At 68.5% G+C, this 22,556-nt stretch carries 23 protein-coding genes, 1 tRNA gene and 1 pseudogene; 15 read left to right on the forward strand and 10 right to left on the reverse strand.

Annotated elements, in window-relative coordinates; all coding sequences use genetic code 11:
• The first annotated feature begins 193 nt into the window (after positions 1 to 193).
• Both ACGFY5_RS03990 and ACGFY5_RS03995 read left to right on the forward strand, forming a co-directional pair.
• Positions 194 to 1,213 carry a hypothetical protein gene (locus ACGFY5_RS03990; RefSeq protein ID WP_392717056.1) on the forward strand — a complete coding sequence of 340 codons (1,020 nt, stop codon included), beginning with the start codon at positions 194 to 196 and terminating at the stop codon, positions 1,211 to 1,213.
• A gap of 75 nt (positions 1,214 to 1,288) precedes the next feature.
• Positions 1,289 to 1,365 (forward strand) — tRNA-Ala (locus ACGFY5_RS03995).
• 390 nt (positions 1,366 to 1,755) lie between these two features.
• Here the strand turns inward: ACGFY5_RS03995 and ACGFY5_RS04000 are convergent.
• Positions 1,756 to 2,628 carry a hypothetical protein gene (locus ACGFY5_RS04000; RefSeq protein ID WP_392717058.1) on the reverse strand — a complete coding sequence of 291 codons (873 nt, stop codon included), beginning with the start codon at positions 2,626 to 2,628 and terminating at the stop codon, positions 1,756 to 1,758.
• Between the two features lie 327 nt (positions 2,629 to 2,955).
• Between ACGFY5_RS04000 and ACGFY5_RS04005 the strand changes: the two genes are divergently transcribed.
• The 7 genes and pseudogenes from ACGFY5_RS04005 to ACGFY5_RS04035 all read left to right on the forward strand — a co-directional run bounded on the left by ACGFY5_RS04005 (position 2,956) and on the right by ACGFY5_RS04035 (position 8,237).
• Positions 2,956 to 3,357 (forward strand): hypothetical protein, encoded by a 402-nt coding sequence (locus ACGFY5_RS04005; protein ID WP_392717060.1) that lies wholly within the window; start codon positions 2,956 to 2,958, stop codon positions 3,355 to 3,357.
• Positions 3,358 to 3,772: 415 nt separating this feature from the next.
• Positions 3,773 to 3,967: pseudogene (locus ACGFY5_RS04010) on the forward strand (helix-turn-helix domain-containing protein); the annotation flags it as partial.
• 617 nt (positions 3,968 to 4,584) lie between these two features.
• Positions 4,585 to 5,133 (forward strand): hypothetical protein, encoded by a 549-nt coding sequence (locus tag ACGFY5_RS04015; protein WP_392718698.1) that lies wholly within the window; start codon positions 4,585 to 4,587, stop codon positions 5,131 to 5,133.
• A complete protein-coding gene (locus ACGFY5_RS04020; RefSeq protein WP_392717062.1) occupies positions 5,130 to 5,759 on the forward strand; it encodes an HAD-IA family hydrolase in 630 nt (209 codons plus the stop codon). The genes ACGFY5_RS04015 and ACGFY5_RS04020 overlap by 4 nt, the downstream gene beginning before the upstream one ends.
• 314 nt (positions 5,760 to 6,073) lie before the next feature.
• A complete protein-coding gene (locus tag ACGFY5_RS04025) occupies positions 6,074 to 6,874 on the forward strand; it encodes a TIGR04255 family protein (protein ID WP_392717064.1) in 801 nt (266 codons plus the stop codon).
• Positions 6,864 to 7,535 (forward strand): hypothetical protein, encoded by a 672-nt coding sequence (locus tag ACGFY5_RS04030; RefSeq protein WP_392717066.1) that lies wholly within the window; start codon positions 6,864 to 6,866, stop codon positions 7,533 to 7,535. The genes ACGFY5_RS04025 and ACGFY5_RS04030 overlap by 11 nt, the downstream gene beginning before the upstream one ends.
• Before the next feature lie 3 nt (positions 7,536 to 7,538).
• Positions 7,539 to 8,237: a hypothetical protein gene (locus tag ACGFY5_RS04035; protein ID WP_392717068.1), complete on the forward strand. Its 699-nt coding sequence runs from the start codon at positions 7,539 to 7,541 to the stop codon at positions 8,235 to 8,237.
• Positions 8,238 to 8,916: 679 nt separating this feature from the next.
• Here the strand turns inward: ACGFY5_RS04035 and ACGFY5_RS04040 are convergent.
• The 3 genes from ACGFY5_RS04040 to ACGFY5_RS04050 form a co-directional block, all read right to left on the reverse strand.
• The gene (locus ACGFY5_RS04040) at positions 8,917 to 9,426 is read right to left on the reverse strand and encodes a DUF6221 family protein (RefSeq protein WP_392717070.1); all 510 of its coding nucleotides are present in this window, start codon (positions 9,424 to 9,426) and stop codon (positions 8,917 to 8,919) included.
• A 204-nt stretch (positions 9,427 to 9,630) separates the two neighbouring features.
• Positions 9,631 to 10,119: an SAM-dependent methyltransferase gene (locus tag ACGFY5_RS04045; protein WP_392717072.1), complete on the reverse strand. Its 489-nt coding sequence runs from the start codon at positions 10,117 to 10,119 to the stop codon at positions 9,631 to 9,633.
• A 66-nt stretch (positions 10,120 to 10,185) separates the two neighbouring features.
• The gene (locus ACGFY5_RS04050; protein WP_392717074.1) at positions 10,186 to 11,241 is read right to left on the reverse strand and encodes a Tat pathway signal protein; all 1,056 of its coding nucleotides are present in this window, start codon (positions 11,239 to 11,241) and stop codon (positions 10,186 to 10,188) included.
• Positions 11,242 to 11,433: 192 nt separating this feature from the next.
• On the opposite strand from ACGFY5_RS04050, the gene ACGFY5_RS04055 reads away from it, so the two are divergent.
• From ACGFY5_RS04055 to ACGFY5_RS04080, 6 genes are all read left to right on the forward strand, one after another.
• Positions 11,434 to 12,663 carry a helix-turn-helix domain-containing protein gene (locus ACGFY5_RS04055; protein ID WP_392717076.1) on the forward strand — a complete coding sequence of 410 codons (1,230 nt, stop codon included), beginning with the start codon at positions 11,434 to 11,436 and terminating at the stop codon, positions 12,661 to 12,663.
• A gap of 250 nt (positions 12,664 to 12,913) precedes the next feature.
• Positions 12,914 to 14,083 carry a glycosyltransferase gene (locus ACGFY5_RS04060; RefSeq protein ID WP_392717078.1) on the forward strand — a complete coding sequence of 390 codons (1,170 nt, stop codon included), beginning with the start codon at positions 12,914 to 12,916 and terminating at the stop codon, positions 14,081 to 14,083.
• Entirely contained in the window at positions 14,080 to 14,793 is a 714-nt protein-coding gene (locus ACGFY5_RS04065; RefSeq protein WP_392717080.1) for a hypothetical protein, read from the forward strand. Before ACGFY5_RS04060 ends, ACGFY5_RS04065 begins: the two co-directional genes overlap by 4 nt.
• Entirely contained in the window at positions 14,790 to 16,046 is a 1,257-nt protein-coding gene (locus ACGFY5_RS04070) for a hypothetical protein (RefSeq protein ID WP_392717082.1), read from the forward strand. Before ACGFY5_RS04065 ends, ACGFY5_RS04070 begins: the two co-directional genes overlap by 4 nt.
• Positions 16,047 to 16,068: 22 nt before the next feature.
• Positions 16,069 to 16,941, forward strand: a complete 873-nt coding sequence (locus ACGFY5_RS04075; protein WP_392717084.1) for a hypothetical protein — start codon at positions 16,069 to 16,071, stop codon at positions 16,939 to 16,941.
• 131 nt (positions 16,942 to 17,072) lie between these two features.
• Positions 17,073 to 17,876, forward strand: coding sequence for an FkbM family methyltransferase (locus tag ACGFY5_RS04080; RefSeq protein WP_392717086.1), 804 nt, complete (start codon positions 17,073 to 17,075; stop codon positions 17,874 to 17,876).
• 3 nt (positions 17,877 to 17,879) lie between these two features.
• On the opposite strand, the gene ACGFY5_RS04085 is transcribed toward ACGFY5_RS04080, so the two are convergent.
• The 6 genes from ACGFY5_RS04085 to ACGFY5_RS04110 all read right to left on the reverse strand — a co-directional run bounded on the left by ACGFY5_RS04085 (position 17,880) and on the right by ACGFY5_RS04110 (position 22,416).
• Positions 17,880 to 18,377 (reverse strand): AAA family ATPase, encoded by a 498-nt coding sequence (locus ACGFY5_RS04085; protein WP_392717088.1) that lies wholly within the window; start codon positions 18,375 to 18,377, stop codon positions 17,880 to 17,882.
• A 249-nt stretch (positions 18,378 to 18,626) separates the two neighbouring features.
• The gene (locus tag ACGFY5_RS04090; RefSeq protein WP_392717090.1) at positions 18,627 to 18,863 is read right to left on the reverse strand and encodes a hypothetical protein; all 237 of its coding nucleotides are present in this window, start codon (positions 18,861 to 18,863) and stop codon (positions 18,627 to 18,629) included.
• Positions 18,864 to 18,894: 31 nt separating this feature from the next.
• Positions 18,895 to 19,764 carry an SAM-dependent methyltransferase gene (locus ACGFY5_RS04095; RefSeq protein ID WP_392717092.1) on the reverse strand — a complete coding sequence of 290 codons (870 nt, stop codon included), beginning with the start codon at positions 19,762 to 19,764 and terminating at the stop codon, positions 18,895 to 18,897.
• Positions 19,761 to 20,519, reverse strand: a complete 759-nt coding sequence (locus tag ACGFY5_RS04100; protein WP_392717094.1) for a GNAT family N-acetyltransferase — start codon at positions 20,517 to 20,519, stop codon at positions 19,761 to 19,763. Before ACGFY5_RS04100 ends, ACGFY5_RS04095 begins: the two co-directional genes overlap by 4 nt.
• Entirely contained in the window at positions 20,516 to 21,718 is a 1,203-nt protein-coding gene (locus tag ACGFY5_RS04105; RefSeq protein ID WP_392717096.1) for a nitric oxide synthase oxygenase, read from the reverse strand. Before ACGFY5_RS04105 ends, ACGFY5_RS04100 begins: the two co-directional genes overlap by 4 nt.
• A complete protein-coding gene (locus tag ACGFY5_RS04110; protein WP_392717098.1) occupies positions 21,715 to 22,416 on the reverse strand; it encodes a globin domain-containing protein in 702 nt (233 codons plus the stop codon). Before ACGFY5_RS04110 ends, ACGFY5_RS04105 begins: the two co-directional genes overlap by 4 nt.
• Positions 22,417 to 22,556: the final 140 nt, after the last annotated feature.

A 22,556-nucleotide genomic window follows, 5' to 3' on the forward strand; every position in this document is an offset into this window, starting at 1 on the left:
CCAGCGGGACAATTGTCCCGATCGGGTGGCTGGAAATTCGATAGTGCCCTCCTCTTTTGAGCGGTTCGGTGAGTGGGCGGCGAGAAGGTCTGGAAGCAGACACGCCCATTGAGTTCCGCAATGTCCTGGACTACCCCTCGTAGCCTCGAACTACGAACGTGTAATTCACCCGGAACCGGGGGAGGGAGGGTCTATGCCGTCGTCTGTGCTGCTTGCGTTGGTCGTTGCCGCTGGGGTGCTGATCCTGATGCCGGCTCTGGCCCACCGCTACGACACCGCGCTGCGGGGTCAGGCGGAGCTGCGTGCTTCGTCGATGCGGGTACTTCCCCGTGAGCGTCGGCGGCGCACGGTGCCGTCCGGCGGCCCGGTGCGCCCGCCGACGTCGCTCGTGGTTCCCGCCGCGGTGAAGACGGCTCAGGGCGTCTCCGCCGATGGTCGTGACCTGACCGCTGTCCGCGCTTCACTGGTGCGTGAGGCTCTCTCGGAGAGTGGCGCTCCCCGTGCGCGGGTACGGGTTCGTCGGCCGGCGAACGGCAACAGCGCTGTTCCGGTGAGCGCGGTTCCGGTCAGTGCGCCTGTGGGTCGGCCGGTGAGTGTCGTGCCGGCGCCGCGGACGGCTCCGACCGTGGTACCCGCCGCGGCCGTGCGTCGGGCAGCGGAGGTGCAGCGTACCCGTCGGCGTCGGCTGGTGCTGGTCCTGGCGACGCTCGTCGCCGGCCAGGCCGTCGCCGGGCTGTTCTTCGGTTGGGCGTTCTGGATCGGAGCCGTGACGTCGGCCGCGGTCGCGGTCGGGCTGCTGGGTCGCCTGCGGGCTCTGGCCGCGCGGCGTCAGCAGCGCGAGGCGCAGGAGCGGCAGGCCCGGGTGCTCATCGCCCGGGCCCGTCAGCACCGTGCCGAGGCGTTCGTCCGGCGCGCGCTGCGTCAGGTGCCCGCGGGCGCCGACCGCGAGGCGTGGCTGGGCCCGGAGGCGGTCCGTCAGGCCGCCGGCTGGCTGTCCCTGTCGCGCACCGAGCGCGAGCGCCCGGCCCGTGACGTCGTGCGGGTGCTGGCCGCCGCCGGGCGCGAGGTGTACCTCGCCGCTGACGGTTCGTGGGCGGTGCGGCCGGTGTCGCGCCCGGCTGCCCGCACCCGCGATGCGGCCGGTGCGACGACCGCTGCGCGGCGTCAGGCGCGTGCTGCCGGTGCCGCGCTGCCGAAGGTCGTCAACGGCTGAGATCCGGCTCCGGGGTGATGCCCCGGGCCGGATGCAAAAGCCTGCCGAGCGTCCTGGTAAGGTACCTACGGGCTTGGGGATGTAGCGCAGCCCGGTAGCGCACCTCGTTCGCATCGAGGGGGTCAGGGGTTCGAATCCCCTCATCTCCACCAAGTCTTGGCAGGTCAGAGGCCAGTTTCTGAAGTTGAGAAGCTGGCCTCCTTGCTGTCTTGACCGTCGTTTGACCGTGGATAGGGACGTCATGAACGGCAGCGGGCGGCACGGATGTGAGCGAGTTGACACGGATCGCTGACGTGCCGAACGACATTCGGCCGCGCTCTCTTGGCGGAGCAACAGCGTGCCCAGGCCGGCTAGTCGCGCTTTGGTCAAGTCTCCCAGGCCGCAGGTCAGCACCATGGCCGGCTCCGCCGGGCCGTTGTGCAGCACAGCGCCGATCGGCGGGCGCCTGCCTGCGCGTCGGAGCGTGCGCCGTGCGGCGAGCATAAGCAAGGGGCGCGGTCGGGCGCTCGGGCCAGATGCGTCAGCGGTCAGCGGGCTGGCCGTCAGCTTCGTGACCGATTGACGTCCATGTGAGGACACGCGGCGCTGGTTGGCGCGGTGAAGGGTGTGCGGTGGCGTCGACGCATTGCGCGCCAGAATCCGACCGCCCCGCCGAATTGTGTAGTGGTGTGCCAGGTATAGCCGTCGGCGGGCGGTCCGTCGGTGACAGCGGCGTCGACCAGCATCGTGCCGAGTCCGAGGCCACCGTGGGGCGGGTAGGCGTCGACTTTGTACACCAGTCCGCGGTGGCAGTCGGGGCAGACGGCGTAGCGGATGCGGCCGACTGCCGTGGTCCCGGTGAGGGCGGTGACGGTCGAGAGATGCGCGGGCCGGTCCGGAGGGGATCGGTCGAGCCGAAGGTTTCTGGTGAGGGCGCGACGCCGACGATGCCAGCCCGGTGTGAGTCGGCGGGGGCGGCGTAACCAGCGCGTGTTATCCAGCGCGGTCGCCAGCCGGGTGGACCAGGATGGTGGCCTGATCAAAGTGAGCTCTGCGTCGAGTTTATGGAGCAGGCGGTCACGTGCACGGCTGCGTCCGGCGCCGGAGGCGCGGAGGACGTCCAGGGCCACCATGCCGAGGCGGACAGCCTCGGGGTACCCATTGTCCGGGGCGACGCCCTGGCCGTTGGGTTCAGCGCGGATGCGGCATGCGGCGATTGCGGCTTCGAGGCGAGCGGGATCAGCGCCCATGTGCCGGAGGACGAATGGTGTGTAGATCCGTTCCTGCTGGGTTCGGTGGGCGAGGAGTTGGTGTCGCTGCTCCTCGGTGAGGCCGGACTCGTCCGCGTTGTCGTCGAGGTAACAGTTCACCGCATAGACCCAGAGTTCGGACGCGTCGCTGATCTCAGGAGCGTCAGGTTCCTCCGCACTGTCCATCCAATTACGTTAGGCGACTGCATCGTCACGCGGATGCAGAACGGGGCGTGCTAGCGGGCAGGTGGGTTCCCCTGTAAACGGAACGGCCAGGAGCGTCGCTGTAGGCGGCTCTGCCGCAGCCAATGCGGGCTGCAGATGGTGGTTGGGCGGCCACAAAGCCCGGGGTCACGGCGACCCCGGATACTCACCCAGCTCCGGCGTAGTACCTGTTCGAGAAGTCTGCACCGGGAAGTTCTGGCCGATCCCCTGGCACGACCCGTTTGGTGTCGTGTCTGCGATTTTTCCTCATATCTTGTCTACTGGTATCTACGATCGTAGGGTATATCCATGTCTAAGTTGGAACTGCCACCTCAGTACTTGCGGGATCTGACCCTCATCGCACACGCCAGGGATGAGTCGCTCGCGGAGACGGTTGGGTTTCTCCTGGAGTACTTCCGCCTGGGAGCTGCCGGGATGACTCCGAAGGCCGCCCCCGCCGAGCCGCAGGGCGTGCCGGTGTACGCGATCTATCAGGGTCAGCGGATCGAAGGCACTTACGACCCCATGAGCAACTCCCTGACGGTGACCTCCGGCGCCCTGGCGGGAGAGCGGTTCAACACTCCCAGCGGCGCGGCTAAGGCGGCGGTCGCTGGCATTAAGCCCGGTGTCGCACCGAATCGCAGTGGCTTCGATTTTTGGTTCGTCACGAGCACCGGGGAAACGCTGCGATCCATCCGCAAGGCGAGGTGAGCCGAGACGGAGCATCAGAGGAGTTGCGTCCGAGTGGACCCCCGCTATGCGCTAGTGATCGGCCTGACGCTCTGTGCCCTCCGGGGAGCCCTCCTCACAACGGCGTGTCTCACGGCGCTGTTCAGCCGCATCCCCAGCCGACGGCGGGTGGCGCTGGAACTTGTCCGCCTCATGCTGGTGCCGGTTTGGCGACGTGGCGCCCGAGAGCGGGCGATCGAGCGTCAACGGCGATGAGTGACCGACGTGTAGGCCCCCTGCGAGACCGGGGAGGCGGCGAACGACCTGGCGGGGACCGAGCTGAGTGATCGGGATTTGAGGCTTGAGTAGGCCGCAGCGATGTTGCGGATTCCGGCTGTCGGTTCCGCCCGCCCGCCGGTACGGTTGCTTCCGTAATTGATCGATCACTGAAGCAGGGATGTGGCCTGTGGGGTGGATCGACGAGGCGGTGGGCGCCCGGATCGAGAAGGGACGCCGTCGTAAGGGCTGGCATCAGAAGGATCTGGCAGAACGGATCGGCCGCTCGGAGTGGTGGGTCTCGCAGGTCGAGCGGGGGGTGATCGCGCTCGATAGCGTGAGCATGACCGAGCGGATCGCCGCGCTGCTGGGGGTGAGCGTCGATCATCTCTTGGTTTTTGATCTTCGCTACACCGAAGATGCGGGGACGCTGCCTTCCGCGGCGCATCGTCGGTCGTCCTCGACGGGTCGGGCTTCTGCGGACGTGTCAGGGGCGGATCGGGACGACACTGACATCCTGCTGCGACGTACTTTCACTCTCGGTTCGCTCGCCGGCTTGACCGCGGCGGTCGTTGGTCTGTCTCCGGACACCCGCGCTCAGGTGCAGCAGCGCGGGAGCGTCATGGACCGCAGGGCGGTGGAGGAACTGCGGTCCATCGGTGCGTCCTATCGGCGGTCCTACCGGTCGTTTCCGGCCTCGACGCTGCTTCCGGTCGCTCACCACCAGCTGGAACTGGTGACCTCGCTGCGTCCGAAGTCGCCGCCGGCGGCGCTGCGCACGTCCTTGTTGGCGCACATGGCGGAGATGGCATCGCTGGCGGCGGTGTTGCTGTCGCTGGATCTGGGTGATCACGAGCAGGCCGACACCTGCATGACCTGGGTTACGAGATCGCCAAGGAGATCGGCAACGTCGAGTTGTGCGCGCTCATCCTGGCCGGAAGGGCATTCCGCGCCTCCTACGCCGGTGACCCGGACAGCGGTCTGGATTACGCCTTGGCGGCCGTGGATATGGCCGGCCGTGGCGGCTCGGTGCGCATGCAGGCGTGGACGAATGCTGTCGCGTCGGAGATGTACTGCTTCACCGGTGAGGAGTACGGCTTCCGCGCTTCGCTGGAGGAGGCCCGCACCCTGCTGTCGGGCACGGCCGAGGACGAGCCGTGGGGCGGGATCGCCTGGTTCGATCTGGCGAAGGCGGATGCTTACGAGGGCAGTGACCTGGTCCGGCTAGGCCGGTTCGAGGAGGCGCTGCCGTCGCTGGACCTGGCCATCGATCGATTGTCACCGGACATGCTGCGGCATCGCTGTACGGCGTTCGTCTCGCGCGCCGAAGCGCACGCGGGCGCGGGAAACGTGGATGGGGCGTGCGCGGACGGGCACGTCGCGCTGGACCTGGTCGCGAGAGTGCAGCACCGTGAGACGCTGCGCCGGGTCACAGAGCTGCACCGCCGGCTGCGAAGGCACCGCACAACCGGAACGCGGAGCCTGGGCGAACACGTACTGGACGCCCGCACGGCGTTGCCGGCGGCGGGGAGTCGCGCGTGAGCCGCCGCACGGGCTTGATCCTCGACTTCGGCGGGGTGCTGACGACCAGTGTCCCGGCCTGCGCATTCGGCTTCGACCGCCGTGCGGGGCTGCCGGAGGGAACCTTCCTCTCAGTGATCGCGAAAGACCCGGTCGGGTCCGCGCTCTACGCGGACCTGGAACGCGGAGCGATCACCCAGACCGAATGGAACGCACAGACCGCCGCGTTGCTCGGCATCGACGGCACCAACCTGCTCGGCCGGGTTCTGGAAGATCTTCATCCGGAACCGGCCATGATCGCGGCGGCTCAGGCCGCCCGCGCGGCCGGCATCCGGCTCGGCATCTTCTCCAACAGCCTCGGTTCGGGGCCGCATGACGTCTACGCCGGCTATGACCTGACGACGACGTACGACGCGGTGCTGATCTCGGAGCGCTACCGGATGCGCAAGCCTGATCCGGAGATCTACGACATCATGCTCGACCTGATGGGACTCCCCGGCGAGGCGTGCGTGTTCGTGGACGACACGGCCCGCAACCTGCCACCCGCGCAGGAACTCGGGGTCACCACGATTCTGGCGACCGATCCGGCGACGACGATCGCACAGGTCGAAGCCGCCCTGGGCCTGCACCTAACCCAGCGCACCTAGACCGGTCGCAGCCAGGTTGCGGGCACGCACCTGGTCGTCCCGTACCGTCCCGGACGGCCGGGCAAGTCGCCGGGACGAGCGATTTGGCATGCGGGTGCTTGCCAGGCACATGGATGTTCCGGCCCCCTGGTGGTCCTGGGCGGCCGGGCCCGATCGGCGAGGACGGCAGGTCGACCTGGTTGTCCCGGAGGCTTGGGGTTGATCCAGTGGTCGCTATCGTGGGAGCTGTGGGTGACGACGTCGATCCTTAGAGCGAGACAAGCGTGGTTGTCGTCTTGGTTGTTGTTTTAGTTTTTGCACGTTAGCTTGCTGGTATGGGGACCCGCGAGATCTACACCAACCCACCGTTGGCCCTGACGGTCGTCGAGCTTCGCCATCCAACTTCGGTGCCTCTGCACGACGCCGACCAAGCCGCTCTAAAAACGCTCTTGAACAACAGCTTCCCGATCTTCAAGCCTGCCCGTCAGGTGATCTGGGCCGTGACCATGCCCCCGGCTTCGGAGAGCCCGGAGCAGACCCAGACGATAATTCCGCGGTATATGAACCGCGACCGCACGGCGGCAATCACGTTCCGGGCCGAGGCGATCGCGATCGAGACCACTTCCTACCAGCGGCGTAGCGTGCTACGGGAGATCCTGCGGGAGGCTGTGCAGGCACGCCAAAAGGTTGCTCCCGTGGATGGTGTCGAACGCCTGGGTATCCGCTATATCAATGAGGTGCGCGCTCCGGTCGACAGCCCAGCCGACTGGGCCCAGTGGATCGCGCCAGCGCTCGCCGGGATGACCGGTCTCGGCGGCAACCACGGCGGCGTGCAGACCTGGCAGGGCATGGCGAGTTTCGGCACACCGCTGACGGGCACGGTGGTGCGTCACGGCAACTTCGAGGGCCATGCAGTCGATCCTTCCGGCGATCTACGCCGTGCGAGCACTCCGCCACCAGGCCCGTTCTACCTCATGGATCTGGACAGCTATTGGACTCCGGAGGACAACACTCCGCCTCTGGATTGGGAGCTTGTTGAACCTCGCTTTAACGAAGCGGCGCTCTGTGCCTACGACCTGTTCCAAGACCTGATTACCGATCGGTACCGGCTGGAGGTGCTGGACCGTGCCCAGTGACACGCGGCCTGCCTCATACTCGCCCACTGCCCCCACGGCCCAGCTGATTGAACAGCCCGAGCCGGTCTCCACTGCTGCCTCTCAGATGGTCGATCTCGCCGAATCCGCCGGCTCGCTTCGCACGCAGGTCAGGTTCATACAGGAGGACATCCGCTTCATACAGGAAGACATCACCGCGCTTCACCACCGCGCGCTGTTCGTCGCTTGGGAGAAACGCACCGCGCTTCGAGGCAAGGACGCCCCCGCGAACTTGCTCGAATCGCTCGGCGACCTCGGCTTCGCCTGGCGCGACATTGCTCGGATGCTCCGCGTCAGCGTGCCGGCCGTGCAGAAGTGGCGTCGGGCCGGCGGCGTCACCGGCGAGAACCGCCGCAGGATAGCTGCTCTGCTGGCCCTGTGTGACGAAATCGCCGATCGGTACCACATCCAGGAGATCGCTTCCTGGTTCGAGATGCCCATCACTTCAACTGCGCCGGTCACGCCGATCGACCTCTACAGCGCGGGCAAGATCGACCTCGTCTTCGACCACGCTAGCGGCCAGGTCGACAGCGAGCAGATCCTCACAGCCTACGATCCGCAGTGGCGCGAGGACTTCCGCTCGGACTTCGAGGTCTACCTCGAAACCGACGGGGAGATGTCTATCCGCCCCAGGGGCGTGTGACGCGTGACCAACCAGATGGAGAAGCCCAGTCGCCCGCGCGACTTGTACCGAGCGCTCGGCGACGATGTCTCCCCGGTACGTCCGATCATCACCGGCGACGTCTTCGCCGACACCGAGATCACCGAGCCCGACGGAACATGCGTCAAGCGAATGGTCATGATCCTCGATCACCCATGCTCGCTGCGCACGGACGGGATCACCCTGGCGCCCCGGCTGACGGTGGCAGAGGTCGTAAGCGGCGCCCCCGGCAGTTGGCGGGGCAACTACAGCAAGATGTTCCTGCCAAGCCTCCTACCAGAAGGGTCAGAGGCGCAGGACTTCCACGTCCTCTTCGACAGTAGCTACCACGTCAGCCCCACCCAGATCACGGTCGCACATCGGATTGCTTGTCTGAGTACCGTCGGCATCAATCTCCTCCTCCAGCGGCGCGTCCACCACTTCAGCCGCGTCGTCGTGCCCACCTTCGAGTTCCAGAAAGCCAACGTCGGCGTCTACGACGAAGTCGATCTCGTCGAGGACTGGTGCATGGAGCGTGAGGATCACGACGTGAAAGCAGCGGAAGCCGCAGCAGAATGCATGGCCTGGCTCCGTAGCGAGGTCGACGGAGTCCGGAGACAAGACCTCCTCAAAGATGAGCAAAGGCGCAGTACCGTCCGACAACAGATGCGTGAGCACCTCAAGACGCTGCGGTCATCAGCCTGAATCCAGTGGTTGGCCGTGAGATGCCTGGCCCACCGCACCGCTGGCGCCGATTGACCTTCGCCGCGCTCCTCGACGACCACCCGACCTGGTAGGCGGCACAGTCAGGCTCCGAGAGTCACCCGGTGGAGGCGCCCATCCGGAAACTATGTGAGTCCCTCTGCCGTCGCCTACCGTGACGGGACTTCGGTGACCATCGCCGCAATTGGCCAGGCGGTCTTAGAGATGGTTTCAGAATGACACCGACGGGTTGTCGTTGTCGTCGAGCGGGTGGCGAGTCCTCGACTTCAGACGGGAGGCGGCGACATGGCGAACTGGCTGCAAGGGAGCCTTTGTTCGGGACAGCGACGCAAGCATCCGGTGAGCCGTTCGTGTCATGGGTCTGAAGGGTGTCCGAAGGGCACCGTATTGTCGCGGACCCTTACGGACCGAACGACTTTCTCGGCGCGCCGAAGCTCGATCCGGAGTGACGGGAACGTGGAAAGGTCGTAGCTGCTGCCAGTTGGCGACGGAGGTCCCCAATGAGGTGCGGGAGCTTTGGCTGCTGACTGGACCCATCAGCCCGGTTTCGGATTGCCGGGCGAGCCAGAGGCCCGTTCCGCGTTACCGCATCGGAGGTCAGCCGCGACGTCGTCGTCTGGTAGCGGCCCGGCCCGCTACCAGATAGGGGGACGCGATGGGTCTAGGGGCGCCAGACCACGTCGTAGTCCTTGTGGTCGTCGAAGGGCAGTGCGAGCGCACGGAGCGTATGGGTGTGGGCCAACGCGGAGCCGGCGAGCAGGTCTTTGCCGTTGCCGCAGAGCGTGCTGAAGGTGATGGCTTCCACGGCGCGGTCCATGATTCGGCGTTTGGCGTCGAGGTCGCGCAGGACGTTGGCGGGGTTGTGCCGGGCCATGTGAGGGCAGGGGTCCATCCCGTCCTCGGGCGCGTTCGGGTGGTTGGGATTTGTCTCGACCCAGGCCCACGCGCCGGGATCGTCGTCCTCGGGAGACTCCCCGGTCGCGCATACGGTCCAGATCTCATGTTTGCCGTAACCACCGGCGACCTGGGCGATCTCCTCGATTTCGTCGAAGCGCGCCCGGAGGAACGCGACTAGCTGGGAGGTGCGGGTGGCCTGGCCGGCTCTGGCCGGGGTGAGTGGATCATCGAGCCAGAGGCCGTCGATGTACTCCACCATCTGCTCAGTACTCATGCGTCTCATGATCGAGGAAGGTCAACTTTTGACCCCTTCGACACGCTTTCAAAGGCTTCGAGCGACGCCCTTGGACCGGACGGACAGGTGAACCATGTTTCCTGATTCTGTGCCTGTTCTAGGAGGTAGACGATCAACGAGGCTCGGCTAGCAGCGCCGCGTCCCGGTCGTGCCCCGTTCGGTGGTCGCGTCCAGGAACGATGGCTAGTCCTCCGGAGACGGCGCGAAGTAGCTGCCGAGCATTTCGCTGGTCCAGGCTGCTTGGTGGATTTCGCCGCGGGGGCCGAATTCGGTGAACCACGGTTTGATGTCGAGTACGGGTGTGCCGTCGACTGCGTCGAGGTCTTCGACGTGCAGGTCGAGGCCGTCGACCTTGATCAGGCGGCAGCGGGAGACGCCGAGCCAGTTGATGCGGCGCATGTTGCGGTGGCCGAAGATCCCGACCTCTGGCCAGTTGGGGTTGTCGCGGGGGCGGCGTGCGCCGAGGTTGAGGTCGGTGGGGTCGGTGAGGTGGAACCGGAACACGATCTCCAGGTGGGAGAACTCGTCCAGGCCGGCGGTGGCGTCTGCGGTGAAGCGGGTGCCGTCGATGCGGATGATGCTGCGGGTGCCGCCCCAGTAGTCGTCGGTGGGCTCGACGCGTCCTCCGATGACGTGAGCGACGGGCTCTACCTGAAACGACTCGCCGGGCATGGGTGGTCTCTCCTCGTGTGGGCGGTGAACTGGGAGTCCGCGGCTACGGCACGGATGCGGGACGGGTTAGGTGCTTGCGGCCAGATAGCCGGCGGCGCGGGCGTCGAGGTCGGCGACCCGGCGCATGCCGCGGGCGCGGAGCGGGGAGAGCACCGATCGCATGGTGGCGACCGCTTGGCGGGTACGTCCGGACTGGACGCCGTCCATCGCGTCGAGCGCGGTTGACCAGGTCGCGCAGGCCTCGTCGATGGCGCCTTGGCGGGCTTGGACGGTGCCGAGGTAGCCGAGGGTCACCGCGTGGGTCCGGGTGAAGCTGGCGGCTTTGCGGGTGCGGACGCTGCGGCGGAATTCGCGGACGGCGCCGGGTAGGTCGCCGCTGTCGCGCAGCGCGCAGGCGGTTTCGTGGGCGAGGCTGGCTTCGCCGAAGAAGAACACCCGGTTGGGTTCTTCGTCTCCGGCGGTCGCGGCGGCCAGGTCGTCCTCGGCGCGCAGGAGTGTGCGGGCGGCGGCCTGGGGTTGCCCGGTCGCGACGAGGGTTCGGCCGTAGACGACCCCGAACAGCGCCCGTTCACGCGGGCTGGCCAGGGTGTAACGGTCGCCGTCCATGGATGCGGCGGCGAGTTCGACGGCCTTCTGGCTGTGTCCCAGCTCCAGCGCTTGGTGTGCCATGGCGCGCAGGGTGTGCCCGGCCAGGGCGGGATCGTCGGCTTCGGCCGCGAGTTTCACCGCGGCGGCGAAGTAGTGCTGGCCGATGGCGTGCTCGGCGTCGTCGAAGGCCATCCAGCCGCATAGGTAGGCCAGCTCGCTGGCGGCGGAGAACATGTCGCGCCGCACCTGATGGTTCGGGAACCGGCCGCTGAGTGCACCGGCGACGTCGGTGGTCAAGTATTGGGCCACCGCTGTGCGTCCGTGTCCGCCGCCGCGCCGCTGGTCGATCCGGGAGAACAGGGAAACCATGTCGCGGACCGCGTCCACGTCGCTGCGTCCGACCGCCCGGCCGGTGGAACTGCCGCGGGAGCTGCCCTGAACGGAAAGTTTCTCCCACCAGGAGGAGCCGGGTACCACGAGTGCGGGCACGGAGTATGCGGCGGCCCGCAGCAAGCGCCGACGATCTGCGTCCACGTCGTGTCTCCCGAGATCGGCCAGTGCGACAGCGTATCGACACTCCACGTGGCCAACCCATGACCTACTGGAACGCTGGTCGACTCCAGGGAGTTTGCCTCAGTGCTGCTGGGGCCAGCTCTGCGTCGGTACCGTCGTCGTAGCAGCACATGCCTGCAGGCCGGTGTCGTCGTGTGCGCGGGAGGGCGGCAAATGCTCGAGGATCGGGAGTCGATCGGCAAGCGGATCCGACGTGCGCGCCTTCGGCTGGGGATGACCCAGGCTGATTTGGCGGCGGTGATCGGCCGGACTCAGGGGTGGGTCTCGAAGGTCGAGCAGGGGCGCATCGAACTCGACCGCACCGGCCTCATCAACCAGCTCGCGGCAGCTCTGCATTGCCATCCGAACGATCTGATGGAACGGCCGTACATCGCTGGCAAGGCGTCCGAGAACCAGTGGCAGGTCTCCGCCGCGTCCATCCTGCGGGAGCTTCGCCGCTACGATCTGACGCCGGTTTTCGACGGTCCGCCTCGTTCGGCAGCCGAGCTGTGGCGTGATACCGAGCGCCTGCACCGGCTACGGGACGCGGCGGCCAACGTGGCGATCATGACGGCGCTGCCGGACATGCTGCGGGAGTCCCGAGCCCTGGCGGAGGTGTCCGCCGGGCGTGAACGCGAAGAGGCGTACGGCGTCTACGCGGTCGAGTGCAAGTTCGCGCACACCGCCGCTCACATGCTGGGTCACGCGGAGCTGATCGCCATGGCCTGCGAGCGGGCCTCGTGGTCGGCGCGTCTGTCCGGTGACCCGGTGATGGAAGCGGTGGCGGACTGGATGCGTGTGTGGGACATGTGGGCGACGGCCGACTGGGACGACTCGCTCGCACTGTCTGATAAGGCGCTGCGGGCGATCGAGGAACAGGTCAGAGCCAGTGACCCACTGGCGGTTCGCGCGTGGGGGGCGATTCACCTCCGGGCCGCAGTGGCGGCTGCCCGTGCCGGCCGCGTGCTCGAAGCCGAGGACAGAATCAGGCACGCCAAGACGGCAGCAGACCGGGTGGACGCTAGCGGTGCGCCACTCTTCGACCGTCACTCCCTGACCTTCTCTAGCGGGAACGTCCAGATCCACGCGGTATCCGTTCAGTTGGAGATGGGTGATCACGGCAAAGCCCTCGTCCTCAATGAACGCGCCGACCCGACCACGATCGCGGCTCTGCCAGGCTCCCGGCGCGGGTACCACCACATGGACCTCGCGCGGGCATGGTTGTGGGACGGCAAACGCGATAAGGCGCTCAAGGAACTGGAGACGGCAGAGAAGGTCGCCCCGCAACTGGTGCGCAATCACCCGATCGGCCGGGCAACCCTGCGCAAGATCGTGTACGCGGAGCGATCGGTAACCCGGGAGAAGCTGCGCCGGATGTCTGACCGCTTCCACCTGGACGGATAGAGCAGTATTCCGCCGATTCATATTCGGCAGTATCCGGTCGCTTACCGTCCGTGGATACGAGCGGATGACAAGCCACCCACAAGGACGCGCCTACCCCGCAGGCAGCTGGACGCCTGGGCTGAAGGTCTGGCCGGCGCCAGCTCTGCTGACAAGACGGGCGTCGTCGTACCCGTGCCCGTGGGGCCGATCATGTCCTTGTTCTTTGGATAGGCCGAGTTGTCCGCGCACCCCGCTATCCAGAGGAGTGCCCGTGGGCGACACCGTGCTCTACCTGTTAAATGTCTCCAACCCCGACCGGCTGTCGGCCGACTCGGGCTGGCTGTTCGCCGACATCCTGGCCCCCGCCCTGGTCGACCTGGGCACACGGGTGACCATCGGTTGCCCTGTCCCTGTGAGCGATCCGCGGGTCGAGCACGTGCCGATGCCTGTCGTCTCGAGCAAGTACCGGGTTCGCTTCACCGCCGATGTCGCGGCGCTGGCTGCGCTCATCGAGCACGTCGAGCCCAGCGTGGTGGTCGCCAACCAGGTCGAGCACGCCGGGGCGATCCGTGCCGCCGTTCTGGAGGCCAGCAGCCGCGCCCGGGTGGTCGGATACTGCCATTACCTGCCGTTCCACGTCGATGAGCAAGGACTCCAGCCGGACGCCGCGTTCGTCGACGGCGGTCTCGGCCTGGCGGTGCGGATGCAGTTCTTCACCGGGCTCGCGGCCTGCGACCGGATCATGGTTCACTCACCGACCGCCGCGACCTGGGTAGCGGCCGGGATGGCCGTCCTCGGCGTGGACGATCTGGCCGAGCGGATCCGGGTCGTGCCGCCGCCCCGCGACCCCCGCCTGGTGGCCGACGGGCCACGTACCCCGCCGCCGCTCACCGCAGGCCGCACGGTCCAGATCCTGTACAACCACCGCCTGTACGAGCACTACGGCACCGGCCGGTTCCTGGAACTGGCCAGCCAGCTGACCGCCAACCCCGCCGTGCGGCTCACGGTGATGGACCTGTTCGGCGACCGGGCCGGCGGCCGGCGGTCGCTGGATGCCAGCCCGGAACGGCACCGGGCGGCCCTCGCGGAGATGCCGGGTGTCCAGGTCGTCTCCGACGGTGGCGACCGGGCGTTCTACCGCGAGCTGCTGGCGGGCGCGGATCTGGCCCTGGCTCCGTTCCGTGCCGGCTGCACCTGGTCGATGTCGCTCATCGACTGCCAGGCGATGGGTGTGCCGGTCCTCGCTCCCCGGCTGGGCTGGCTCGCCGGAGCTGTCGAGGAAGGACTGGCGTTCGACGAGCCCCACGAGGCCGTCAAAATCGCCGAGGGGCTGCTGGCCGACCCGGCCGCCTGGACGGCTGCGTCCGCCCGCGCCGCCGAGACCACGCGCGCACTGGCCCCGGAACTGGTCGCCGCCCGGTATCTGGCGGCGTTCGCATGACCCGCCCCGGCATCGCTGGCCGGTTCGACGGCGTGTTCCTGTCGCTGGACGAGCCCCGGGCCGATGACTTGTTCGCTCGGCTCTGCCAGTCGCTCGGTCCGGTCAAGCGACTGCATGGGGTGCGGCCGATGCGGCGCGCGTACCAGCTGTGCGCCGAGCTGGCTGACACCGAGCAGTTCTTCCTGGCTGACGGCGACTTTGACATCGACCCTGGATTCGACCCCGATTCAGTGGAGCCGCTGGCGCCGGGAACCGCGATGCGGGTGTGGCAGGCCCACAACCCCGTGAACGGCCTGACCTACGGCTACGGCGGCCTGAAATTGATCCGCTCCGCCGCGCTGCGCGACCTCGGTGAGGCCGTCGACGTGCTCGCTGCTCTCCCCGGAGAGATCGAATTCGTCGGGACTCCCGCTGGGACCACCCGCATCGACCAATCCGCCTACCACGCGTGGAAGGCCGGCTTCCGGGAGTGCGCGATGCTCGCCCGAGGCTGCGAATACGGCGCGACCTCAACGACCTCACAGCAGCGGCGGATCACCGCTTGGACCAGCGGCGGCACCGGCCCGCACGCCGACGAAGCCGCCTTCGGCGCGAGGGAAGGCCTCACCTTCGCCGCCGCATCGGCCGACGACCCGATCGCCTGGGCCCAGCTCAACGACCCGGCATGGCTGCGTGCCCGGTTCGCCGAATCCACGGGGCAGGTCCGGTGATCACTCCCGGTCACGGCGAGGACCGGCCCGCGGGCCTGGTGCTAATCGAACCCCACGCGCATCGGGCCGGCGGACACTGGCGTCACGCTCTGCCCGCTTTGGCTGGCTCGGGCGTCCCGGTCGTCGCCGTCGTCCTGAACGGAATCAGCCCCGGCAATCGGACCGCCCTGTTCGCCGCAGGCGCCACGGTCACTACGCACCCGCCAGCGCGGTGCACCAGCGGCTGGGCGCTGCTAGCGGCCGGCCGCGCCGTCGACCGGTGCGCGCGAATCCTGCTGGCGGCGACCCGCCGCAACCCCCGGTGGCCGGTCCGCCTGCGGCGGTTTCCGCACCAGATAACCATGGTGAGCCGCTGTCTGGTGGAGGCCGCGTCCCTGCGGACCGGTCGTATGCTGGCGCCCGCAGCGCCCCAGATCGTGCTTACCGCCAGCGAGACCCTGCACAGCCTGGCCGCCGCGTGGGGTAACGCGGCACACGTGCGGATTGTGCACGAGCTCTACACCACCGAGGACTTCCTACTGCGCGCACTCGGCGCGACCGTCCGCCGGCACCGCGACCGGGTAGCGCTGCTGTGCCCCACCCCTGGCGTCCGCGACGCGTTCATTACTGCGTTCCCTGGCATGACCAGCATGGTGATGCCGTTCGCGCTCACCGCCCCCACCGACTATATGTCCGACAACGAACGGCGGGCGGCCCGCGCCGCGCTGCCGGGCGAGACGCCAGTCGCCGTGCTCATCGGAGGCTGGTGGCCGCATAAGGATCCCGCCACGGTGATCGACGCCTTCAGGAAGACGGACCGTCCCTGGCAGGTCATCGTCGCCGGCACGCCCGTCGACCCGACGCTGCTAGCGCACTGGGACCACATGACCCATCTGACGGTCACCGTGCATGCCCGCGACGTCGAGAGCGACGAGTTGCGGCGCCTCTACGCCGCAGCCGACGTCACCATAGTCAGCCGTGTCCGCGGTGCCACCGCCACCAAGGAGTCGGGGCTGCTCATGGACGCCGTCCGCTATGGAGTTCCGGTCCTTATCTCCGACCACGACCCGGCGCTGACCAGCCGTCTGCGCGCCGAACCGTGGGTGCGGATCTTCGGAACCGGCGACAGCGGCGACTTGGCCGGAGCCCTGCGTTCGGTGGCCGACGCGCCGCTACCCCGCCCCCAACCCGGCGACGCCGCGCGGCTCGGCCTGTCCACCCCGGCCCACGCTGCCGTCCGGTTCGCCGAAATCCACGACTCACTCGCCCCCTGACACAGGAGACGACGACATGGTCATGCCCTCCCTGATTAGCGTGCTCGGTCCCGTCGAGGTGGAGCTGTTGGTCGCGTTCCACGCCCACTACCGAGCGCTGGGCGTCACCGACTTCCGCCTTGCGTTTCACTTCACCGACCACGCCGACCCCGGCACGATTGATGAACTACTGACCGCCTGCCGCGATCTCATCGGACCGCCAGCGATCATCAGCCGCGGCCCGTGGCACGAAACCCTGCACAGCCAACTGCGCGACCAGCTACGCGCCGCCGCGACCGCCGAGCACGGGCCGGGCTGGCACCTCCTCGCCGACAGCGACGAGTTCCAAGTCCACCCGCTCACAATGCCCGAGCAGATCGCCGCCGCCGAAACCGACCAGCGCCTCGTCGTCGGCGGACTCCTGCTAGACCGCGTCACCGCCGACGGACAGCTCACCGGCTGGAACCCTGCCGACGGGCTGGACGCCACCTACCCCCTGGGTGGGTTCCTCACCCATCGCCTCCTGCGCGCGGACCCCCGCAAGATCGTCCTGGCGCACTCCAGCGCCCCGCTCGCGCTCGGCAGCCATCGCAGCCCTGGACACCGCTACCGCAACAGCCCGCTGGTCGCCGTGCACCACTTCAAATGGAGGTCCCCGGTCATCGCTGATCTTCAGGGCCGGGTCCGCCACCACGCCAGCGGCGCCTGGAAAGAGGAAACCCCCGCCATCCGCACCGAGGCCGCCCGACTCCTGGCCCACCTCGATACCCACGACGGCCGGATCGACACCACCGACCCCGCCCTGGACTGGCGGCCGGTCTCCCTGACCGAGATCCCGCCTTGGTGGCCTGATCTCGCTGCCCAGATCACAACGCAGTTCCGGCCACCCACACCGTCCCCGGCGACCCAACCGTGATCGGCCGCCGCAGCGACTCCTCCCACCGGCCCTGGCTCGCGTGCGGCGTGTGGTACCTGCACCGCCGTCCATACCTGCCCGGTCAATCACTGCTGGCCGGCGCCGTGGACCGCCGCCTCCAAAGTCGCGCGGTGACGGCCACCGCTCGCACCCGGTTCGGGTCAGCCATCCCCGTCACGACGACCGACCTCATCCAGCGGTACCTCTACCTGTTCGGCAGCTGGGAGCCCAACCTCACCCACTGGATCTCGACCCGGATACGGCCCGGTGACACCGTCATCGACGTCGGTGCCCACATCGGCTACTTCACCCTGCTGGCCGCCCACCTCACTGGCCCCACCGGTCAGATCGTCGCAATCGAAGCAGCCCCGCACTTCCACGAGGCGCTGACTCAGGCCCTCGTAGCCAACGACGTCGGCAATGTCCGCGCCGTCCAGGCGGCGGTCTCCGACCGGCCTGGCCACGTCACCTTGTACCTGCCCGACCCGGCCAATCTCGGCAACACCACCATGGTCGCCCCCAGCGCCCCGCCGCACTCCTGGTTTGAGACCGACGCCCAGACGCTCCCAAACCTGCTCACGGACCAGGAGTTAACGACCGCCCGCATCATCAAAATCGACGTCGAGGGCGCCGAAGCCGCGACCATCACCGGCCTGGCCCCGGACCTTCACCGGCTCCACCCGGCCGCCGAACTAGCCATCGAAATCAGCCCGCGACTCCTGCGCAAACAGGGCCACTGCGTCAACGACGTCCTAGAACCCCTGCTCGCCAGCGGTTTCCACGCCTACCTGTTGGCCAACGACTATCAGGCCCGCAGCTACCCCGGCGCACTCCGGAAACCCAACCCGCCCGTCCGGCTTCACCCGCCCTACAACGGCCTGAAGGACCCCAGCGATCTCGTGCTCTCCCGCACCGACGCCGGCCATCTGCCGTAACGATTACAGCGTTTCGCTGAGAAGTTCTTCGCCCTCGCCGGACGGAACCTCGAACCGGGCGATGAAGTCGTCCAACGCCTCCGGCGTCACCAGGAGCGCGTTCGCATCCTCCCGCCGGTTACGTTCTGCCAGCCGCCGCAGCAGCTCATCCCGGCTCACATCGAAGTAAATCAACCGCCACGTGCCGCCCGCTGCCTCGACCAGTTCTTTGACCTTGTCCCGCTCAGTGCGCCGCCACAAGGCCGCGTCCAGCACCACGTCCCGGTCCGCCTCTACCAACCCGACCAGACGCCGGTAGATCTCTTCCACGACCGGTGCCTCCTTCTTGGGCCACTCCGATTCGTGGTAATCAATCCCATACCGGCCGTGCTGGGCGAAGACCTCCTCGTCCACGCTCAATCGGACGACCCCACGGGCCACCAACCTGCTCGCGAACGTCGTCTTGCCCGACCCCGTCAACCCCACCAGCAGCCACACCGTCACCTGACCAGCCTCACACATCGGCTGTCCCAACGAGGGCCCCACCCGCCCGCGCACTCAATGGCCGCATACGGGCAGTGCGGGTGGGCCAGGCTATCCACAACCGGAACGCGCGGGCTCGCAAGTCGCCCGCGAGAACGAACGGGAAGGGCCACCGGATTCGCCCGGCGGGCAATCTCCCTGCCGGAGCTGTGAATCAGCGTGCTCCTGTCAACGCTTCCGGCGATAGGGCGGCGGCTCGGCGAACGTCACCGAACAGCGCGGATGAGGTTAGCGGCCGGCGCGGTCGATGATGCCGCGGATGACGATGCTGATCGTGGCCTGCCCGCAGATCCACAGGGCGCCGGTGACCGCGGCGACCAGGACGGCGGGCAGTAGCCCGCCGTACTGGTATTGGCCGTAGCCGAACCACCCGCCGATGAGCAGGGCGAAGGCCCAGTCGATCCAGTGCAGGTCGCCGACGGCCGCGTCGAGGTGCCGCACGAGCACGGGTAATGATCGGAGCATCGGGGACTGGGTCCTTTCGCCGGGTCGGGGGTTAGGTGTCGGCGGAGTTGGAGGCGATGGCGGCCCACATCGATACGTCCTCGGTGCTCGACCAGGGCTGGGGGTGGTCGTCGGGGCGCCAGTCGGTGACGGAGACCACCCCGGGTTGCAGGAGTCGCTGGCCTTGGAGCAGGCCGGCGAGTTGTTCGCGGGTGCGCAACTGGAAGTCGGCGCCGCCGCGGGTGAGTGCCTGGGTGATTTTGCGGGCGTCGGTGGGTGTCATGTGGTCGCCGGTGGCGTGGGTGAGGACGAGGTGGCTGCCGGGTGGCAGGGGGTTGAGGTAGCTCCTGATCAGTTCCGCGGCGGTGCGGTCGGGGTCGCCGTCGAGGGCGTTGGGGGTGGCGGGGATGAAGTGCAGGATCGCGTTCATGAGCACCGCGATGGGCCGGTCGAAGTCCAAGCCTGCGATCAGCTGGGGGTTGTGCATGATGTCGTGGGGGTCGCGCAGGTCGGCGCGGAGGAACGTCGTGCGTCCCCGGGGGTGGCGGGTGAGCAGCGCGCGGGCGTGGACGCCGACGATCGAGTCGTTGTCCACGTAGACGACCCGGGACTCCGGGGCGATGGCCTGAGCGACTTCGTGGGTGTTGGGACTGATCGGGATCCCGCACCCGAGATCGATGAATTGGCGGATCCCGACCTCGGTGACCAGCCAGCGCACGGCGCGCTGTGCGAACGCCCGGTTTTCCAGGGCGGCGGTGCGGATCGTCGGGAACACCTGCGCGATGGCGTCGCCGGATTCCCGGTCGGCGGCGAAGTTGTTCTTCCCACCGAGCCAGTACTCGTAGCGCCGCGCGGGGTGCGCGATTGAGGTGTCGATCGCGGCCGTGCCGGTGTGTTTGCCGGTGGGGGTGCCATTGCTCATCGTAAGGTCCTCGGCTGATCAGCGGACAGGGACGGGGCGGCGGGCGTGGACACGGCGGGCATGGCCCAGTGGTTGCCGGAACTGGCCGCCGGGGCGGCCGGTGGCTGCGCCTTTGCCCGTGGCGGGCGGTGCATCGGCCACAGGTGGTGGGGCGCGTCGGTGACCCGGTAGGCCTTGCCGGCGGGCTGGTAGCCGTGGCGCTCGAAGTAGTCCTGGAGCATCCGGTCGGGCACGTCCACGGCCACCGACTCGCCCCGGGCGTCGAGTTTGGAGTGGTAGTGCGCAAGCAGCGCGCTGCCGAGGCCGTGCCACTGGTGGCGGGGATGGACGGCGAGGAAGACCAGCCGGTGACTACCGCCGGAGAGTCGGCGGGCCGTGGTGTGCCGCCGGGCGAGGATGTGGTCGAGGTTCCGGAACTGGTTGGCCCACGGGCCGGTGACCCGGTGGAGCTGGTCGTCGTGGTCTGGTGGCAGGTCGGGTGCGTCGGGGCGCAGCCATCCGGCGACGGCGCGGAGGTGTCCGGTGCCGTAGGCGTAGACGGTGCCGTGGCGCATCGTGTGAGTCAGGTGGGTGTGGTGGTAGCCGGTGAGGATCTGACCGCGGGTGGCTAGCCGGGGTGCGAGCCACTGGTAGAGCGGCAGGGGCGTGTGCGCGGCGGCGATCAGTCTGGCGATCGCGTCAGCCTCTTCCGGGGTCGCGATCCGGATGACGTCGGGCAGCAACGGCATGCGTGGCTGGCGCGCGAAGTCGGTCATGGATCGGTCCGGGCTCGGTAGGCAGGCAGCGTGGGGACGACGGGCAGCGGTAGGTAGCGGTGGAAGACCGCCGTGCTGGCGGGGGCGTGTGGGGGCACGATCCAGGACCAGTCCTCCCGCACCACGCGCCCGGCCTCGTGTTCACGCTGGACCCAGCGCTGGTAGTGGCCGGCTTCGGTGATCGGGTCGGAGATTCGTACCCCGGCGGCGTCGAAGCTGTGCAGGACGGCTTGGTGGAGGACGAGTTGGGCGTGGGCGTGCCAGTCGCTGCGCGGGCTGCTCGTGTCCAGGGCGAGGAGTTCCGCGACGGCTGGGAGCAGGTCGTACCGGTCGGTGTCGGCCAGGTCCCGGCACGCGATCTCGGTGGACAGGTAGTGCCCGGAGATCACCACCGGGTAGGCGACGGTGTCAGTGAGCACGAGGTCGTGGCTGGTGAGGGCGGGGACGGTGTACCAGCGCAGCCCGAGGGTGGCGAGGCCGGGATGGTCGGGGTGGTGCAGCTCGACCTGTCGTACGGCGCTGGCCGGTAGCTCACGCAGCACGGGAGGTTGCCCGGGTGCGGATCCGGGGGCGGTGAACAGCAGTGGCAGGACATCGAACTGGGTGCGGCGTTCCCAGTCGGCCAGCGTGGGGCGGTGTCCGCCCGACCAACCGGCGTCTAGCGCGCGGCTGGTGACTTCGGTGTGGCGTGGGTCGCCGAGGATGCCGCCGCCGGGCAGGCGGTAGCCGGCGTAACCGATCAACTGCTCGTTGCGGATTTCCACGTCGGGGTGCAGGACGGTGACGACGGGTTTGATCTGCCCGTCTCGCGTGGCCTCGCGCAGGTGTGCGACGAGGTCGATGGCCAGGTCGTCCGGGTCGGTCAGCTGCCTGCGGTCCCGGACCGTGAGGGCATTCCAGCGCCAGCGGCCGATACAGCGGGGTTCGTCGCGCCAGGCCCGGTGAGCAGCCCACCGGAGTTCGTCCAGGGTGGGTGTCCACCGCCGGGCCGGGTTCGTGCTGGCTTCGGCGGTCGCGGTCCGTACCCGGGCGCGTAACGCCAGCCCGTCGCGGGGTGTCGTGTCGTCGGTGTAGCAGGCGGTGAGGACGTCGATCAGCTGTGTCAGCGGGCGCCAGCTTTCGGGGAGCAGCTGCTGCCACCATGACCCCTGGCGGGTGCGGGCCGGGATCGGGCACCCGGTGCGGACGTCTGCGGTCACCGCCGCCCTCCGACAGAGACCAGGAGCGTCAGCGGGGCTAGCGGGAGCTGCGAGTCGGTCCAGGGCGCGACCGGCGCGTGATCCGGCGGTGGGAAGCCCCCGTGCCGGACACGGTCGCGAGGCAGCGCGGCGCCCGGATCGTCGGGCGGCAGCGGCAGCGGTGGCAGCGGGCGGGTGACGTCGTGTAGGCCCGCTCCACCGTGAGGGGCCGCGCCGTAGAGCGGGCGTGGTGGCCTGGTGGTGGTCGCTGCGGCTACGGCCCGGTGCAGGGACGGCGGGATCGGCCTGGTGTCACCGGCTTCGGCGGCGCCGCGGATCATGTGCCCTGCCAGCCACTCGTAGACCGCGACCCACGCCGAGGACGTGCGGGTCGACCACACCGGCCCGGCCACGTCCCGGGCGGCCTGCACCAGTGCGTCGCCGACCAGCGGGTAATACTCGGCGCGGACCCCGTAGCGGGTGGCGTGGCGGGCGCCCATCCGCGCCAGCGTGTCCTCGAATCCCGCCAGTGCCTGCGGATCGGCGGAGGTGGCGGTGCCCATCGCGGTCATCAGCGCGCCGGTCAGCCGTTCCCGCTGAACGCTCAGATCATCGGGAAACAAGGGTCGCAGCCGCGGGGTACGTTCGAACAGACGCCGGTAGAAGCATTCGGCGAAGAGCACTTCCCGGTCCTTCACGGCGTCCAGCGATGCGCGCACCAGGTCCAGTACTTCCCGGGCCGGTCGACCGCACACCCCCGGGACCGGTGCCTCCGGTACGAACTGCCCGGCAGGTGACCTGCGCGAGGCCGCATCAGGCGCCGCCGGAGGCGGTCGGCGGGGATCGTGGTGTGCAGGAT

The sequence above is a fragment of the Cryptosporangium sp. NPDC048952 genome, assembly GCF_043197895.1.
Classification (GTDB): Bacteria; Actinomycetota; Actinomycetes; order Mycobacteriales; family Cryptosporangiaceae; genus Cryptosporangium.